At 50.9% G+C, this 15649-nt stretch carries 18 protein-coding genes; 2 read left to right on the plus strand and 16 right to left on the minus strand.

The features are described from left to right. Positions 1–277: 277 nt before the first annotated feature. Genes kce through G549_RS0100230 form a run of 10 tightly spaced genes read right to left on the minus strand, consistent with a single transcriptional unit; the run spans position 278 to position 8820 of the window. Positions 278–1210 carry a 3,5-dioxohexanoate:acetyl-CoA acetone transferase gene (gene kce, locus G549_RS0100185; protein WP_027833328.1) on the minus strand — a complete coding sequence of 311 codons (933 nt, stop codon included), beginning with the start codon at positions 1208–1210 and terminating at the stop codon, positions 278–280. After that, positions 1211–2230, minus strand: coding sequence for a branched-chain amino acid ABC transporter permease (locus G549_RS18305; protein WP_036220662.1), 1020 nt, complete (start codon positions 2228–2230; stop codon positions 1211–1213). Next, positions 2227–3090, minus strand: a complete 864-nt coding sequence (locus G549_RS0100195; protein WP_027833329.1) for a branched-chain amino acid ABC transporter permease — start codon at positions 3088–3090, stop codon at positions 2227–2229. The genes G549_RS18305 and G549_RS0100195 overlap by 4 nt, the downstream gene beginning before the upstream one ends. Before the next feature lie 2 nt (positions 3091–3092). Beyond that, the gene (locus tag G549_RS0100200; RefSeq protein WP_027833330.1) at positions 3093–3797 is read right to left on the minus strand and encodes an ABC transporter ATP-binding protein; all 705 of its coding nucleotides are present in this window, start codon (positions 3795–3797) and stop codon (positions 3093–3095) included. Next, the gene (locus tag G549_RS0100205; protein WP_027833331.1) at positions 3790–4518 is read right to left on the minus strand and encodes an ABC transporter ATP-binding protein; all 729 of its coding nucleotides are present in this window, start codon (positions 4516–4518) and stop codon (positions 3790–3792) included. Before G549_RS0100205 ends, G549_RS0100200 begins: the two co-directional genes overlap by 8 nt. A 50-nt stretch (positions 4519–4568) precedes the next feature. After that, positions 4569–5843 (minus strand): ABC transporter substrate-binding protein, encoded by a 1275-nt coding sequence (locus G549_RS0100210; protein WP_027833332.1) that lies wholly within the window; start codon positions 5841–5843, stop codon positions 4569–4571. A gap of 35 nt (positions 5844–5878) precedes the next feature. Then, positions 5879–6811 (minus strand): 3-hydroxyacyl-CoA dehydrogenase NAD-binding domain-containing protein, encoded by a 933-nt coding sequence (locus G549_RS0100215; protein ID WP_036220667.1) that lies wholly within the window; start codon positions 6809–6811, stop codon positions 5879–5881. Next, positions 6811–7605 (minus strand): SDR family NAD(P)-dependent oxidoreductase, encoded by a 795-nt coding sequence (locus tag G549_RS0100220; protein WP_027833334.1) that lies wholly within the window; start codon positions 7603–7605, stop codon positions 6811–6813. The genes G549_RS0100215 and G549_RS0100220 overlap by 1 nt, the downstream gene beginning before the upstream one ends. Next, positions 7602–8006 (minus strand): cupin domain-containing protein, encoded by a 405-nt coding sequence (locus tag G549_RS0100225; RefSeq protein ID WP_246778320.1) that lies wholly within the window; start codon positions 8004–8006, stop codon positions 7602–7604. Before G549_RS0100225 ends, G549_RS0100220 begins: the two co-directional genes overlap by 4 nt. Further along, positions 7984–8820, minus strand: a complete 837-nt coding sequence (locus G549_RS0100230; RefSeq protein ID WP_027833336.1) for a cyclase family protein — start codon at positions 8818–8820, stop codon at positions 7984–7986. The genes G549_RS0100225 and G549_RS0100230 overlap by 23 nt, the downstream gene beginning before the upstream one ends. Before the next feature lie 142 nt (positions 8821–8962). On the opposite strand from G549_RS0100230, the gene G549_RS18310 reads away from it, so the two are divergent. Continuing rightward, a complete protein-coding gene (locus G549_RS18310; protein ID WP_051213028.1) occupies positions 8963–9718 on the plus strand; it encodes an IclR family transcriptional regulator in 756 nt (251 codons plus the stop codon). Positions 9719–10130: 412 nt separating this feature from the next. Here G549_RS18310 and G549_RS0100240 read toward each other — a convergent pair whose 3' ends face one another. Genes G549_RS0100240 through G549_RS0100260 form a run of 5 tightly spaced genes read right to left on the minus strand, consistent with a single transcriptional unit; the run spans position 10131 to position 13621 of the window. After that, positions 10131–10979 (minus strand): fumarylacetoacetate hydrolase family protein, encoded by an 849-nt coding sequence (locus tag G549_RS0100240; RefSeq protein WP_027833337.1) that lies wholly within the window; start codon positions 10977–10979, stop codon positions 10131–10133. A 13-nt stretch (positions 10980–10992) separates the two neighbouring features. Beyond that, the gene (locus G549_RS0100245; RefSeq protein ID WP_027833338.1) at positions 10993–11730 is read right to left on the minus strand and encodes an SDR family oxidoreductase; all 738 of its coding nucleotides are present in this window, start codon (positions 11728–11730) and stop codon (positions 10993–10995) included. Between the two features lie 8 nt (positions 11731–11738). After that, positions 11739–12929, minus strand: coding sequence for a UxaA family hydrolase (locus tag G549_RS0100250; RefSeq protein WP_027833339.1), 1191 nt, complete (start codon positions 12927–12929; stop codon positions 11739–11741). After that, the gene (locus tag G549_RS0100255) at positions 12926–13252 is read right to left on the minus strand and encodes a UxaA family hydrolase (protein WP_027833340.1); all 327 of its coding nucleotides are present in this window, start codon (positions 13250–13252) and stop codon (positions 12926–12928) included. Before G549_RS0100255 ends, G549_RS0100250 begins: the two co-directional genes overlap by 4 nt. 39 nt (positions 13253–13291) lie before the next feature. Next, entirely contained in the window at positions 13292–13621 is a 330-nt protein-coding gene (locus tag G549_RS0100260) for an L-rhamnose mutarotase (protein ID WP_027833341.1), read from the minus strand. A gap of 135 nt (positions 13622–13756) precedes the next feature. Between G549_RS0100260 and G549_RS0100265 the strand changes: the two genes are divergently transcribed. After that, positions 13757–14812, plus strand: a complete 1056-nt coding sequence (locus G549_RS0100265) for a Gfo/Idh/MocA family protein (RefSeq protein ID WP_027833342.1) — start codon at positions 13757–13759, stop codon at positions 14810–14812. On the opposite strand, the gene G549_RS0100270 is transcribed toward G549_RS0100265, so the two are convergent. After that, entirely contained in the window at positions 14809–15591 is a 783-nt protein-coding gene (locus G549_RS0100270) for an IclR family transcriptional regulator (protein ID WP_027833343.1), read from the minus strand. The two genes, G549_RS0100265 and G549_RS0100270, sit on opposite strands and share 4 nt — an antisense overlap. Between the last annotated feature and the right edge of the window lie 58 nt (positions 15592–15649).

Below are 15649 nucleotides of genomic sequence, written 5' to 3' on the forward strand. Positions count from 1 at the left end.
CCTGGCTGCACTATTCGAGTCATGCACCCAACTGCCAGCTTATTGCTGAGGCAGCATGATTTTCGCAACCACGCACACCGGCGACCGCCCGACAAATTGTCATCAGTGCCGCTACACCCTATACGCGCCGTGCAAACGGCCACGATGAATCCAAGCCAAATACAGTGCGTTGCAAATCCAAACATTTCAGAAAAATGGCGGAGAACGGTCGTTCATGTATTGGCAGTTTGGTCTGGCGATGGCCGCTGGCTAAACCTGAAGGTTGGTTGCAGGTAGATCAAAAGCTGACCCGGTCAGCACCCTTGAGCCCAAGCATTTCGCGGGCTTCATCCGGGGTTGCCACCGTGCAACCCAACGACTCTATGATTTGCTTGATCTTTGCGACTTGCTGGGCGTTGTTCTCTGCGAGCTTTCCGCGGGAGATAAACAAACTGTCCTCAAGCCCTACTCGAATATTGCCTCCCATTTGGCTTGCACTAGTGGCTAGAGACATCTGCGCACCTCCAGCGCCGAGAACGGACCATTCATAATCGTCGCCAAACAGCCGATCAGCCGTTTGCTTCATGAACACCAGGTTTTCGAGGTCGGGTCCAATACCACCCAGAATTCCTAGTACGAACTGAATAAAAATTGGTGCCTTGAACAGACCGATATCGACGCAGAACTTCAAATTATACAAATGCCCGACATCGTAACATTCATGCTCGAACTTTATGTCGAGGGGTGAAAGCTGAGTGGCTGCATTTTTGATGTCGGCAAAGGTGTTTCTAAAAATATAGGATTCTGAGTTTTCGATATACTCTTTCTCCCAATCAAACTTGAACTCATCATAGCGCTTGGCGAGTGGGTGAAACGAGAAATTCATTGACCCCATATTCATCGAACACATTTCCGGCGAAAAGCGAAGGGCTGGAGCAATGCGTTCTTCAACACTATTGGTCAAGCTACCACCGGTAGAGATGTTGATCACGGCATCTGTTCTCTTTTTTATATCGGGCAGAAACTTTTGAAAGTCATCGGGGTTGATGGAAACGGAACCGTTTTGCGGATTTCTGGCATGTAGATGGAGAACCGAAGCGCCAGCCTCCGCTGCAGCTACGGCCTGATCCCTGATGTCAGCCGGATGAAAAGGCAAGGCATCAGACATCGTTGGCGTATGGATTGCCCCGGTGATAGCGCATGTGACAATAGTTTTTCGTTGGCGTGCCATTTATCTGTCCTGTTTTTGGTTTTCCACTCGATACAAAAGTGGGAAGAAGCTGATATCAAATCGATCACGGAGAATTCCCCAGATCCCATTTGGTGCTTTCAGCATGATGATGATCGCGACAACGCCGAGCGTTATCAGATAGCCCGTACCGAGGTCCGCGAGGGTTTCTCTGAGCGCAAAAAAGATAATGGCGCCGATAATGGGGCCTTCAATTGTGCCGATGCCGCCAATTACGACGATGAAAATCACAAATGCGGTCCAATCATTGACGCTAAACGCCGCATCGGGCGAAATGCGCAGCTTTTGAAGGAAAATCAACGCCCCGACCATGCTTGTGAGCGCAGCTGACACGACATATGTAAAAAACTTTGTTTTCCAAATATCGATGCCGAGCGAAGATGCAGCCAGTTCATTGTCCCGGATTGCAGTGAGAGCGAGACCTTTGGAAGAACGTAAATATAGATAGACGAACAGAATAATGAACGCAGCGAGCCCAAATGCGAGCCAATAGCTCAAGCTTTCTCTGGCAGCGCGTGTCTCCGCCATTGATTTAACAATACTTGCAGGAATCGATGTCCCAGATCCCCCGCCCAATGCGCTGATTTGTGCGAAACTGAGGCGAAATACTTCAGCAATAACCCAAGTGCCAATTGCGAAATACGCCCCGCGAAGCCTGAAAACCAGGAATGCGACCGGTATTGCAAGCAGAGCACCAATCACACCGGCAATGGGAATTGCGAGTATTGGGGGAACACCAATGAAAATGGTGAACGCGAAAAGCATATATCCACCCAGACCGACATATGCCTGCTGGCCGACGGACACGAGACCTGCATAGCCAGCCAAAAGGTTCCACAACGTAGCCAAAGAGATATACAGCATGATTTCGCCTGCCAACCGAAGGTCTGCCCGGCCCAGCCAGTAGGGTGCTGCCGCAAGAGCTGCGGTGACGATTGCCAGCAGAACGGCCGTAACGACATAATTCTTTGGTGTAAATCTTACAGTGTTATCGTTTTTCATGCTGACATCCTCGGGAACAAGCCGTTTGGACGTACAGCGAGCACGACCAAGAACGCGATGTGCCCAGCTAATATCTGCCAACCAGGGTCAATCTTCGCCCCGATGGTTTGCGCCACGCCCAGGATGACACCACCAGCCAGTGTTCCCCAAATATTACCAAGCCCGCCAATGATAACCGCTTCAAATCCGAAAATGAGTCGGCCACCGCCAACAGATGGATCAAAACTTGTCCGGATGCCGAGCAGTACACCGGCCACTGCGGTAACCGCCAAAGCAAGGGCCATGGCGATGCCAAAAATGTGGCGTTTGTCCAGCCCCATGAGTTGGGCGATTTCCTGATTGTCGGAAACTGCACGCAAAGCTCGGCCCAAGGCTGTCTTGTAAAACATGTACTGCAGTGACGCGATGACCGCGACTGCAATCGCAAAGGTAAGCAATGGCAGCATACCGACAGCAAGTGATCCGACTTTAATGCTGGCTATTTCAAGATCGCCTGCACTGAGTTTTTGCGGATCAGCGGTATAGACCTGCAAAAGCGTGTTCTGAATAATGACGCTTAGGCCAAATGTTATGAGAAGTGGCGGCAGAATATCTGTGCCCAATGTTTTATTTAGAAGACCTCGTTGCAGGCCATAACCTATCGCAGCCATAATGGGCACCACAAGTACAAGCGCAACTAGTGGGTGAATTCCCAAACTGGTGGTGATTGTCAGACATACATATGCAGAAAAAACGATCAAATCCCCATGCGCTATGTTCACCAGACGCATTACGCCGAAAATTAATGAAAGACCTGCCGCAAACAGCGCGTAGAGCCCGCCGAGTAATGTGCCTTGAATAATTGCGTTGACCCAATCCATCATCACACTCCAAAATATGCTTGCGAGATCGCTTCTCGCGTAATTGTGTCTGAATTCCCTTCAAGGGCCACGCGCCCTTCCTGTAAGCAATAAACTCGGGAAGAAATCGAAAGCGCCTTGGATATATCCTGCTCCACGATGATTGCGCTCACCCCCTGCCCGATCACATCGGGAATCGCACTGTAGATTTCACCAATGACAATCGGCGCGAGACCCAGGCTGATTTCGTCAAACATTATCAAGTCGGGGTTGGCCATAAGCGCACGCCCTATGGCCACCATTTGCTGTTGGCCGCCAGACAAAGCAGTAGAGGGAGAATTTCGCCGCTCAGCTAGAATAGGAAAAAGTGCATAAACTGATTCCAGATTCCATGGTCCGGGGCGTTGAAGTCGACCGCCTATGATCAGGTTTTCCTCAACCGACAGGGAAGGAAAAAGCTGGCGCCCCTCTGGAACTAGAGCCAAGCCAAGATGAGCAATCTCGTCAGCGCGCAGACCGCTGATATCGGCATCTTTGAACTTGATCTGACCTGACCCGTTTGGCATCAGCCCTGAGATCGAACGAAGTAAGGTAGATTTCCCCGCACCGTTGGCGCCAATCACGGCAACGACTTCTCCCCGATCTATATGCATATCTACGCCATACAGTGCTTGGAAGTCGCCATAGTGTGCGTCTAAATTTGTTATGGTCACGAATTCATCAGACATCAGCGTCAATCCCAAGGTAGATTTCGCGAACCTGATCGCTGTTCATTGTTTGCTGCGGATTCCCGTTTGCCACAATTCTCCCGAAGTCGATTACAATAAGCCTATCAACAACAGCCAAGAGTGCATGCACGACGTGTTCGATCCAGATGATTGTCACGCCCTCCGCGTGAATCGCCTTAATCGTATCAACCAGCGAAACACATTCGCTCTCGGTCAAACCGCCAGCAATCTCGTCCAAAAGCAATAACTTTGGTTTGGTACATAGTGCTCGGGTCAGTTCCAGCCGTTTGCGATCCAACAGGGTAAGTTGACCAGCTACGATGTTTGCCTTCGCCAATAATTCGGTCTGTTCCAAGACTTTAATGCAAAAGTCATAGGCTGCTTGTCCACGCAGATTTGCAGCCTGGGTCGCAGCAACCAGTGCGTTCTCAAAAACAGTCATGCCGGAGAACGGTTGAGGCACTTGAAAACTTCTCGCTATCCCCTTCTTGCAACGGAGTGCAGCAGATTGTTTTGTGATGCTTTCACCGCAATAGGTGATCGTGCCGCTTGTTGGTGCGAGCGTGCCGGTGATCAGATTAAAAAGCGAAGTTTTGCCGGCACCATTCGGTCCAATAATCCCAAGAGCTTCGCCTTGTGTGACACCAAAATTCTGCTCGTCCGCAACAGTTACCGCGCCAAATGATTTTGAGAGATCACTGACTGACAATATATAATTCATTGCAGCTTTCCGTTTTGACGGACAGGCGCAATGAGCGCCCGTCCCGCTTGTTAGCCAAGCAATTTGAGTTCAGATGTTGTTGCAATTTCTGGCGCGGGCCCATTCGCAACAATTTCCAATTCCATGCGATCATTGGCCTTTTGCCATTGCCCTCCAACCAGCGGTGTTTTGGTCACATTGTTGATCGGACCTCTTGCCCAGTTGATGGGACCAACAATTGTGTCTGTGTCAGTTGAAGCAATTGCGGCAATAATTGATTCCGGATCTTCAAGATCCTCCGCACGCGCCACCACGTCAGCAACCACTTCAAATAGAGCATGCTTAAACCCTATAGGTTGGGTCCACGGTCGGCCAGTTGCACTTGTATAGCCATCAGCCAACTCTTTGGATGACTGCCCGGTGATTGATGAGGAAAACGGATGGTTCGGTGACCACCAAACTTCAGATGTCAAACCGTTTCCGCGCTCACCTAAGCTCTCTATTACTGAAGGGAACAACAATGCCTTGCCGATTGTGACAATCTTTGGGTTAAAGTTCTGCTGTGCAGCTTGCGCCCAGAACGTCGCAAAGTCTGGCGGGATCATGTTGCCGGTAACGATCTCAACGCGGTTCTCTTTGAAGGCCGCAATTTGATTTGAAAAATCGTCGGAAAGCGGCTGATACCGGCCCGGGTCCGTTAGATAATACCCAGCTTCGGCCAGAGGTGTTGGCAAACCAACTTCTTTATCGCCCCACGCATTGCCATCCGCATCATTGGGAAACAATCCGCCTACAGATTTGAGAACGCCCGAACCATCCCACATGTCAAGAAATGAAGCGATGATGTCTTCCAGCCCCCAGAAAAAGTGATAGGTGGAATTGAAGCCTTTCCCCGGCACGCCGCCGCGCCCAAAGAAAAAGGGCTGCCATGGGCAATCAGTTGTGATGCATGGAACATCATTAATCTCGGCTTGGTCCGCCACAGGGTTCACGGTATCTGGTGTCGATGCCGCAACAATAATGTCAACTTCATCACCTAGCAGCAAATCCGACGCAACTTCTGCGGCTCGGTTCGGGTTCGACTGACTATCTTTCGAAATAATCTCGATATCCCAAATCTTTCCGTTGTTTTGAATTCCGGCTGAAAAGATTTGCTGAATGCCTTCAAGCACAAAATCATCTGCTTCTGCGAAACCAGCCAATTGGCCGGTTTTGGGGCTGACATGTCCAATCTTAATTGTTGGATTTGCAGCATATGCTCGCGTAATGTTCAGGATAGCGGGCGCGGCCAGGGTCGCTGCCGCGCCCTTTATAAATTTACGCCGTGATCTGTTTGTATTGCACATAGTTTTCTCCTCCTCATGTGCCTGGGGCACTGCTCTCAAATGTCTTCGATAGTGTTCTGAGCCTTCAAATGTTTCACCAAGTGTTCGAGTAGCTTTTCAGGTTCGCCGTGTTCCCATGTTCTAAAACCCTCGCCAGTTTTCATGCCTAGCTTGCCGGTCTCAACCAGAAATTGCAGATAGGGGGACGGATAGCCGCGTGCGTCTAGATCAGAAAGCACCGTCTTATGAATGTCCAGAGTAAGGTCGGTTCCAACAAGGTCAGCGTTTTCGAGCGGCCCCAACACGGCCAGCCGTCGGCCAAAACTTGCTTTCACCACAGTATCTACGGCTTCAGCACTGCAAACTTCATTTTCGACCAAACTAATGGCTTCGCGCCATAATGCATGTTGCAAGCGGTTACCAACAAAACCCGGAATGTCTTTGTCCACCCGAACAGGTTTTTTACCCATATCCTTGAGTAAGTCTGTGACCTGTGAGAGCGCAGTCTCATCGCTCCATTGTGTGCGAATGACCTCAACGAGCGGCATCAGATGTGGCGGGTTCCACCAATGCGTGCCGATTGCGCGTGATTTGATTGAAAGCTGCGACATGATCTTGGTGATGGGCAATACAGAAGTATTGGAAGCCAAGATGCAATCATCGCTAACAGCGGCCTCCACCTCAGCAAAAATTTGTCGTTTTATTTCCAGCTTTTCGGGGCCCGCTTCGATCACTAAGTCGGCTTCTTTTACAGCCGCACCAATGTCTTGGTTTACGGCTATTTGGGCGATCGCAGACCTGATGTCTTCTTGACCCGTACCCATTGAAACCATACTGCCTTCAATTCTTGCGTGCAGCGTATCAAGCGCATCTTGAGATGGGTCCATCACTGTCACGTTAAGATTTGCCCGGGCAAATGAGAGCGCAATCCCATGCCCCATCAGTCCAGCGCCAATAATCGCTATATTTTGAATATGCTTGGACATCATCAGCCTGCCGTGTATCCGCCGTCAGCATATAAAATGTGACCGGTATAAAATGCTGAAGCGTTCGAAGCCAAAAACAACAATGGCCCGGCAAGGTCTTCAGGTTCACCCAAGCGGCCAAGTGGAACGCGGGCCAGAAAGCCATCGCGCACTTTCTTGGCTTTAGAAGTATCTTCAAACATCCAAGACGTTAGGGGTGAGCGGAATACCGTGGGCGCAATCGCATTTACGGTTATTCCGGTTGGCCCGAGTTCACATCCGAGCGCCCTAACAAGTCCGTCGGTGGCAGACTTGGAGGCGCAATAGGCTGAATAACCTGCTGGATGCCCTAAGAGCCCGCGAGCAGAGGAGACCAGTACAATCTTACCGCTTCCCTGCGCCTTCATTGTTGGCACAACAGCGCGTGCCATCAACCATGACTGCCGCGCATTGGCATCCATTACCGCTTCGAATGTTTCAAGTTCCATTTCCTCTACCGGCGCGACTTTGTTCATGCCCGAGGCAACGACTAAGATGTCCAGTGTTTTGAAATTGTCTATCGCCGCCTCAACCATTTGGTTGCAGGCAGCTTCATCTGAAGGCCGCGCATTCACTTTAACAGTTGGCGCGCCAAGGTCTTCACACTCAGAAGCGATGGAGTCCAACGAGTCCTTGTTGCCTGCAGCAAGAACCAGATTGCATCCAGAAGCGGCCAAAATGCGGGCGGCAACCGCGCCAAACGCGCCCGATGCACCCGTGATGAGAGCCGTTTTTCCGGTGATATCAAACATTTGCAAGGGAGCCGACATAGAAGTCATGATTTTGTCTCCACAGCATAAGGCATCGTCACAAGCAGGGTGCATGTGAGTTTCGAATTGTTGATAATAGTCCGCACTTCATTGGGGGCGATGGTGCAGCTGTCATATTTGCGAAGAACGGTGGAAATGTCGTCAATCACGACCGTGATTTCCCCATCGAGCACGACATAGACCTTCTCAAAAGGTGTGGAATCCGGCCCCGCACCTCCTCCAGGGAGAAACTGGCTCAGTCCAATCCACTGGTTTTTCGGACCACCACTCTCAAAGCCTTGCAAACGAAGGCCAAAACAACCGTAGTGGTTAGGTGCCTCATATGGCGCGGCCTCATCAAATCGTTTTGCGTGCATCGTAATCCTCCCCGCTGAAACGCTCTGTTTTCTAGATGTTTTCGCCAGCTTCAATGCGATAGTTCTGCGACTTATCAATCATGGCAACGAGGCGGATAATGCACCCGTCCCCGCGGTCCCAGTTCCAGGGGAAAAAGGCAAAGGTGCATCTTTTGCCGGTAACTGCGTCGAGATCTCCACCGACATTTTCAATGCCCAAAATGCCATTGCTGAAAAGGATGTTGTGGCATGGCTCCCACTCAGGGAAATCGTCTTTCCAATCGCGGCCACCCGACCATTCTTTATATTCTTCAGCTAAATGCGGAAGTAGTGGACCATTGCGTTGTGGGCCAATGGCAGTTGCTAGGGGATGGTCATTTGCTTGCGTGTCATGCCCAACAACCTTCACGCCTTTTTCAACCATCCATTCGGCGGCGGAAGGCACAAAGCCCGGACAATAGGCAAAATAGTCTCCGTCCTCATAATCATGATGCCATCCTGTATTGATGATCAGAACATCGCCTTTGCGGATGGCGTGTCCGCACGCCTTTTCAAGGTCATCGCCTGTGATCGGCTCCCACTTTTTCTTTGGCAGCGAAACAACAATGCCCGTGCCAAAGAAATGTGGAAGCGGAACTTCATCAATAAACGGGGTGCCCTGCACCACATGGGCTGGTGCATCAATGTGGGTTGTGGCGTGCATCGTTGTTGTGATGCGTTGGCTCAAGACACCCGACTTCGCCATATAATGTATGCGTTCAATCTTAGTGTCCTGAAAATATGGCCAGTTGGGATTTTGAAACCCAAAGCGATGGCTCAGATTGTAAAATTCCAATCCCATATCGTTGTTTAAATCCGCTTGAAATTCGATTCCCCGAATTTTCACCATTTGCCTACCTCCTCAAATCAATGTCCCGCAATATGATGCATTTGTACCGCTATGCAGTCAAGAAAAAAATCACAATGTGATTGATATGTACCACCATGTGGTGCAATATAGGGTAATGTTGAACAATGGAATGAGCAATTAAATGATTGAGGAACCGGAAGTTTCAAGCAAAGGCGGCATCCAGGTGATCTCCCGTGCAGCCAAGATTATGCGGGTAATTGGGAATTCAAATGATGGGCTAAGTCTTGGGAAAATCGCAGATCAAGTGTCTTTGCCAAGGTCGACTGTTCAACGTATTACGAGCGCGCTTTTAAGCGAAGGCTTGCTCATAAATGACGCGCAAGGACGTGGGCTAAAGATCGGCCCGGGCATCACCGCGCTCGCTGGAGCTGCGCATTATGATGTTGTCGAGCATTGTCGTTTGCTTTTGACGGAACTCACACAAAAGACCGGTGAGACAACCGATCTCTCTGCTTTTCGTGGTGTGGGAATGACGTTCTTGGACCAAGTTCCTGGCACACACCGACTGATAACTGTCTCGAAGGTTGGTGAGGTTTTCCCATTGACGACGACGGCCAATGGGAAGTCGTGTTTAGCCAAGATGGAACGGGATAAAGCGATGGACTTGGCTGGACATGAGTGGGAACGAAACGGAATTTCTGGCGATGCGGACCAGTTCAATTCAATGCTGGATGCAATCGCCGAGAGCGGAATCGCATTCGACATTGACGAACACACACCGGGAATCAGCGCGGCTGGTTTTTCATTTCGCGATTGGTCAGGCGACCTCCATGCGATTTCTATGCCCGTTCCATCAAACAGGTTTGTGAAGCACAGGCGCGAAATCGAGAAAGCATTGAGGGAAACATCAAAAAGCGTTCAACAGATGTTTAAGTGAATTCTAGAAGCAAATTTTGATGGTTCAATCGATACCGAAATCTAGCCAAGTGCCGAACTCGGAAATTCTTTGGTACTGGGCTTTAGACGCTTCCCGCCTGAAGCGGACATCCAGAATTTACCTGTTGGGCAAAAGCGAGAATGCTACCACTGATTTAGCCACGTGCTGGAGGGGCTAATACCGAAGTAATGCGAATCTTGCACATATACCGGTATTGCCCATACTCCATCCGTTGTTAAGTCCCCCAATAGAGGGCTGGAACATTAAACTCGTCACCACTGTCTCTGGTGATTATGGCAAAATGCTCTGAATGTCGTTCTTCAAAATGAGGTAGTTGCGAGGATGAACGGGGCACTCGGCCCCTCACCCAGCGTAATAATTGACGCAAGCGGGTTCCTGCTACACCTGTGAATCAGCTCTTGGCTGGCACACAGGTTTGCTTTTGAACACCCAGCCCTTCAATGCCCAGCTCCATTTTGTCGCCGGTCTTCAGATAGGTTTGTGGCGACATGCCCATGCCAACGCCTGGGGGTGTGCCTGTGGAAATAATATCGCCCGGCTGTAGGCTCATAAATTGCGACACGTAGGACACCAGTACGGCCACACCATAGACCATTGTTTTGGTGTTGCCGGTTTGTCGACGCTCGCCATTCACATCCAGATACATATCCAGATTTTGCGGGTCTGAAACCTCATCGCGGGTCACAAGATAAGGGCCAATCGGGCCAAATGTATCAGCAGATTTGCCTTTTACCCATTGCCCTTGGCGTTCAATCTGAAACTCGCGCTCAGACAGATCATTGACCACGCAATAGCCTGCCACATAATTCATTGCGTCGGCCTCATCCACATATTTGGCACGTTTGCCGATCACGACGCCCAGCTCAACTTCCCAATCAGTTTTTTCTGATTTGTGGGGAATTTCTACCTCATCATTCGGGCCGCTAATGGCCGACGTGGCTTTAAAAAACATCACAGGTTCGGACGGCACGTCCATGCCAGATTCTGCAGCATGGTCAGCATAGTTGAGGCCGATGCAGATGAATTTGCCCACATTGCCCACGCACGCGCCTATGCGCTGGTTCGGGTCTAATTGCGGCAAATCCGCCAAGTCCAATTGAGAAAGCTCATTCAGCTTTTCATCAGAAAGTGCTTCGCCCGCCATATCATCAATATGGGCCGACACATCATAAAATTCACCGTTCGGCCCCAAGATTGCAGGTTTTTCCTGACCCGGTTCGCCAATGCGCAAAAGCTTCATTTTGTTATTCCTCTTAGATCGTCCAGCCGCCATCAATGATGTGAATTTGGCCTGTAGTATATGCACTGTCATCGCTGGCCAAATAGGCCACAAGTGCAGCAATTTCGTCCGGCTCGCCAATGCGTCCCATGGGTTGACGTGCGATAAATTGTGCCTTTGCAGTTTCGTAGTCCCCCTGCGCAGCCAGGCGCTGCTCAAGCGAAGGCGAGTGCACGGTGCCCGGGCAGATTGCATTGCAGCGAATCCTGTCTTTTACAAAGTCAGCCGCGACAGATTTGGTCAAGCCAATCACCGCCGCTTTCGATGCACCGTAAGCAAAACGGTTTGGTGCACCGGTCACACTTGAGGCTACTGAGGACATATTGATGATCGACCCGCCGCCCTTTTTGATCATGTTGGGCAAAATCGCTTTGATCATCTGATACATGGCGGTAACATTGAGGTTGAATGAGAATTCCCAATCCTTGTCGTCACACTCCAAAATAGTGCCATTGGCCACAAAGCCAGCACAGTTGAACAGCACATCAATGTCTGGATACTCATCTGCAATCGCCTTGATTGCATCCTTGTCCATCACGTTGAGCACCTTTATGGCGCAGCCAGTTTCTTCCGCCAAAGAGGCCAAGCCCTCCTCGTCAATATCGGTCGCCAAAACAGTGGCATCTTCTTCCACCAGACGTTTTACACTGGCGCGGCCAATGCCGTGGGCTGCTGCGGTGACCAAGCAAAACTTGTCTTTTACGCGTTGCATTTTAACTCCTATGCGGCCGGCAAACAGGCCGGTCCAATCGGTTCAAAACTCTTATAGGTGAGGATAAATTCAGTATGGCCCAGCGCCTCGGAACGGGTCATTTCGCCCTCGCCCACCTGCGCCACAAGATCTACGATCTCTTGGCCCACTTCATCGAGGCTGGCCTCATTGTCCAAAATCTTGCCCGCATTTACGTCCATATCGTCAGCCATGCGCTTATAAGTAAGCGGGTTGGCGCACACTTTCACCACAGGTGAAATGGCGGAGCCCACAACCGAACCACGCCCGGTGGCGAACAAAATGACGTGCGAGCCACATGCGATCAGCTCAACAATTTCGGCATTGTCGACGATGTTGGGGAAGCCAAAGCGCACTTCGCCATCTGGCACCACGTCCAGCAAATATAGGCCGCCAGACGGTGGAATATCGCCGGGCTTGATCAAGCCAGAAATGGTGGACGCGCCGGATTTGGCGTAAGCACCCATAGACTTTTCTTCAATGGTGGACAGCCCGCCGTCGGCATTGCCGGGGGCGAAACTTGGATAGCCAAGCACTTCATAATAGCGCGCTGCTTTTTCAATGCTTTGCACCAGCTCTTTGGCCAATTCTGGCGTTGCAGCGCGTTTCGCCATATGGGGCTCGCAGCCGATTAATTCGCCAGTCTCTTCAAAAATACAGGCCGCGCCTATTTCCACGAACTGGTCGAATGCCCGCCCGATTGCTGGGTTGGCTGTGAGGCCGCTGGTGCCGTCAGAACCGCCGCAAATCGTGCCGACAATCAATTCAGACCAGTCCATTTCAACCGTCGGCGCATCTTTCAGGCTTTGCAATTGCTGCTCGACCCACTCGATCCCTTTTTGCATGGTTTTGCCCGTGCCGCCCTCGCCTTGTATGGTCAACACTTCAACCGGGCGACCGGATTCGGCAACTACATCTTTCAGCTTCAACTTATTGAAGCCTTCGCAGCCGAGCGAAACCAGCAACACCGCCCCCACATTGGGGTGGGTGCAAAGCCGTTCCATCATAGATTGGGCATATTCATTCGGGTAACACCCGGGAAAACCGATCACCTGCACCTCTTGCGGGGCAAAGCGTTGGGCCACTTGCCGCGCCACATGGTGGGCGCATTCGACTAGGTAAACTACGGTGACGATATTACGGATGCCCTTACGGCCATCGGCGCGCAAATAGCCCTTCATGATGTCTCCTGTTTGTTGTTGCTAGCGGGCTTTGTATTCGGCATATACCCGCTGGTCATATTGTGTACGTGCACCAACTTTCCCTTGGCGATGTTTGCATTCGCTACGCCCACGACAGCACCATATTTGTAAATTTCTTCGCCTTTGGCGATAGCACGACGCGCAATTTTAAACCCGGTGCCAGCATGTTGATCAAGCGTCACCTTTTCCCCTTCCACTTGCAGCGTTTCACCAGCGCGGACGGGGCGTGCCACGCCCAATACATTGTCTGCAGAATCCAATAAAATCAGCCGCGCATCTGTGTTGCTGCTCTTTGCGCTCATAAAGGTACTTTCGTCTAACGCGTTGTTCGCAAGGAAACATCAGGCATGAAAAAAGACCTGTTCCATGGGCGCCCACCATTCCTCTTCTTTCTTGCTGTCGAGCGGCTTTTGGCACGGCATGCACAATTCCCACCATTTTTTGGTGATGGGCATGTCAGCCATTCTCTGCATATCCGCCTCAAAATCCGTGCCGACATATTCCCAATAGCCAAACAATAGGTTTTCCGGCTCCCGCAAGAAGATAGAGTAGTTTTTGATGTTGCAGTCGCTGATGCTTTGCAAAATCTCTGGCCACACCTCGGCGTGCAGCTCTTTATAGCGCGTGATAAATTCAGGCCGCACCCCAATTACCATTCCCATGCGTTGCATTGCCCGCTCCATTGCTCAGTTTCCCATAAACTAAACTTGACTATTTTATATGTCAAATCTATTTTTATTAATGAAACATCATATTTTTGAGTTTGTCCATTCTGTGCTACGGCCATTGGGCGGGAGGAGGAATTTATGGATTTAATGCAAAGTTGGCCAAAACCATCGCGTACCACACCGACGGTTGTGATCGGCGCAGGCGGCATTGTGGTGGATGCACATTTGCCGACCTACAAATCAGAACAAATTGAAGTTGCAGGCATTTTTGACATAAATCAGGCGCGCGCTCAGGAAGTGGCGACGCAGTGGGGCATCCAGCGCGTGTTTGCCACTCTAGCTGACGCCGTTGTCCACGGCACGGATGTGATCTACGACCTTGCCTTGCCCCCTACAGCCATTGCGCAGACTTTGCGCCAAATCCCCGAAGGCGCCACGGTGCTGATACAAAAGCCAATGGGGGCAAACTTTGAACAAGCCAAAGAGATCTTGCAGATCTGTCGTGACCGCAATCTGAAGGCCGGAATCAATTTTCAATTGCGCTTCAGCCCGCAAATGCTGGCCGTACGGGACGCCCTTAGTAAGGGTGTTCTGGGCGAGCTGCTTGAGATCGAAATGCATCTGAATGTAAAAACACCATGGGAATTGTGGCCGTTTTTGGAGGAGCTTGAACGGATCGAAATTGCGGTGCACTCCATCCATTATCTAGATCTGATCCGTTCTTTGGTCGGCGTACCCAAAGGTGTTTTTGCCCGCACAATCGGTGACCCGCGGTCCGCTAAAATGGCGCAAACACGTACGTCAGCTATTCTTGATTATGGCGACAGGCTGCGCTGCACGTTGTCCCTCAATCACAATCATGATTATGGCCGCAAATTTCAGGAATGTTCATTCCGGTTTGAAGGCGACAAGGGCGCGATTGTGACCCAGATTGGCGTCAATCTGAATTATCCAGAAGGTGAGCCTGATGAACTTTGGCTCGCCACGCATGAGCAGGAATGGCAAGAAGTTCCGCTTGAAGGCTCATGGTTTCTGGACGCGTTTTCCGGCATCTTCCGCAATGTGCAGCGTTTTCATATAGGTGAAGATGAAGCACTGGAAACCAATGTGGAAAACTGCCTTGAAACCATGGCGCTCGTAGAGGCCTGTTTTGAAGCCAATGAGGTGCCAGCCCACCCCTTGCCGAAAATCTAGGTTCGTCCCAGATCAGGGCCGCGTGCTGGTCCCCCCAGTTGCACAGATATGCTTTCGGCAGCATCGAGCAACATGTCGAGGCAATCTTCGATCGGCACGCCACCTTGTAACCGTTCCATATAGGGAATGGTCAGCGCAGCGGCGGCAAACCCGTCAAAGCCCAAAATTGGGGCACTGATGTTCTCAATGCCTTTCACCACAAGGCTGTGCAATTGCTCATAGCCTTGGGTCGCAATCTGGTCCAATTCGGTACGCAGCTGTTTAGCGGGAACTTCGTCGGGATGGGGTATGGCGGCGATCGCCTTTTCGCGTTGTTCAGGATCAGAGTGGGCCAAGATCACCCGCCCTGACGATGTGCGCCAAATCTCAATGCGCGCGCCCATGCGCACGCTCAAAACATTATTGCCTGGATTATCCACCTGCCCCACGATCACGATGCTGTCGGCAGACCGCACGGCCAAATGGTTTGATTGATTTGATTGCACCGCCAAGCGCTGCATCACAGGGGCAGCTGCCACCGTCAGGCGTTTTACAATCGGAATGCGGTGCGCAAGCTCAAACAGGCGGGTGGTCAGATAATAACGGTCGCTGGTTTCGTCCAGTGCGATCAGACCCCGGCGCCGCAACACCACCAACATACGAAATATCTCACTTACAGAGCGATTAAGCCGCTTGGCGATCTCGCCCTGTGTGAGACTTTCGCCGGCCTCAGCAAGCGTTTCAATGATGTCGAGCCCTTTATCCAATGCTGGCGCGTTATATTTTTCCAAATCGCTCACAAATGCACTCCCAAAAGCATGTGACGGCAAGTTAAGGCAGAATGTTGGGCAAGACAAT

The sequence above is a fragment of the Maritalea myrionectae DSM 19524 genome, assembly GCF_000423365.1.
Classification (GTDB): domain Bacteria; phylum Pseudomonadota; class Alphaproteobacteria; order Rhizobiales; family Devosiaceae; genus Maritalea; species Maritalea myrionectae.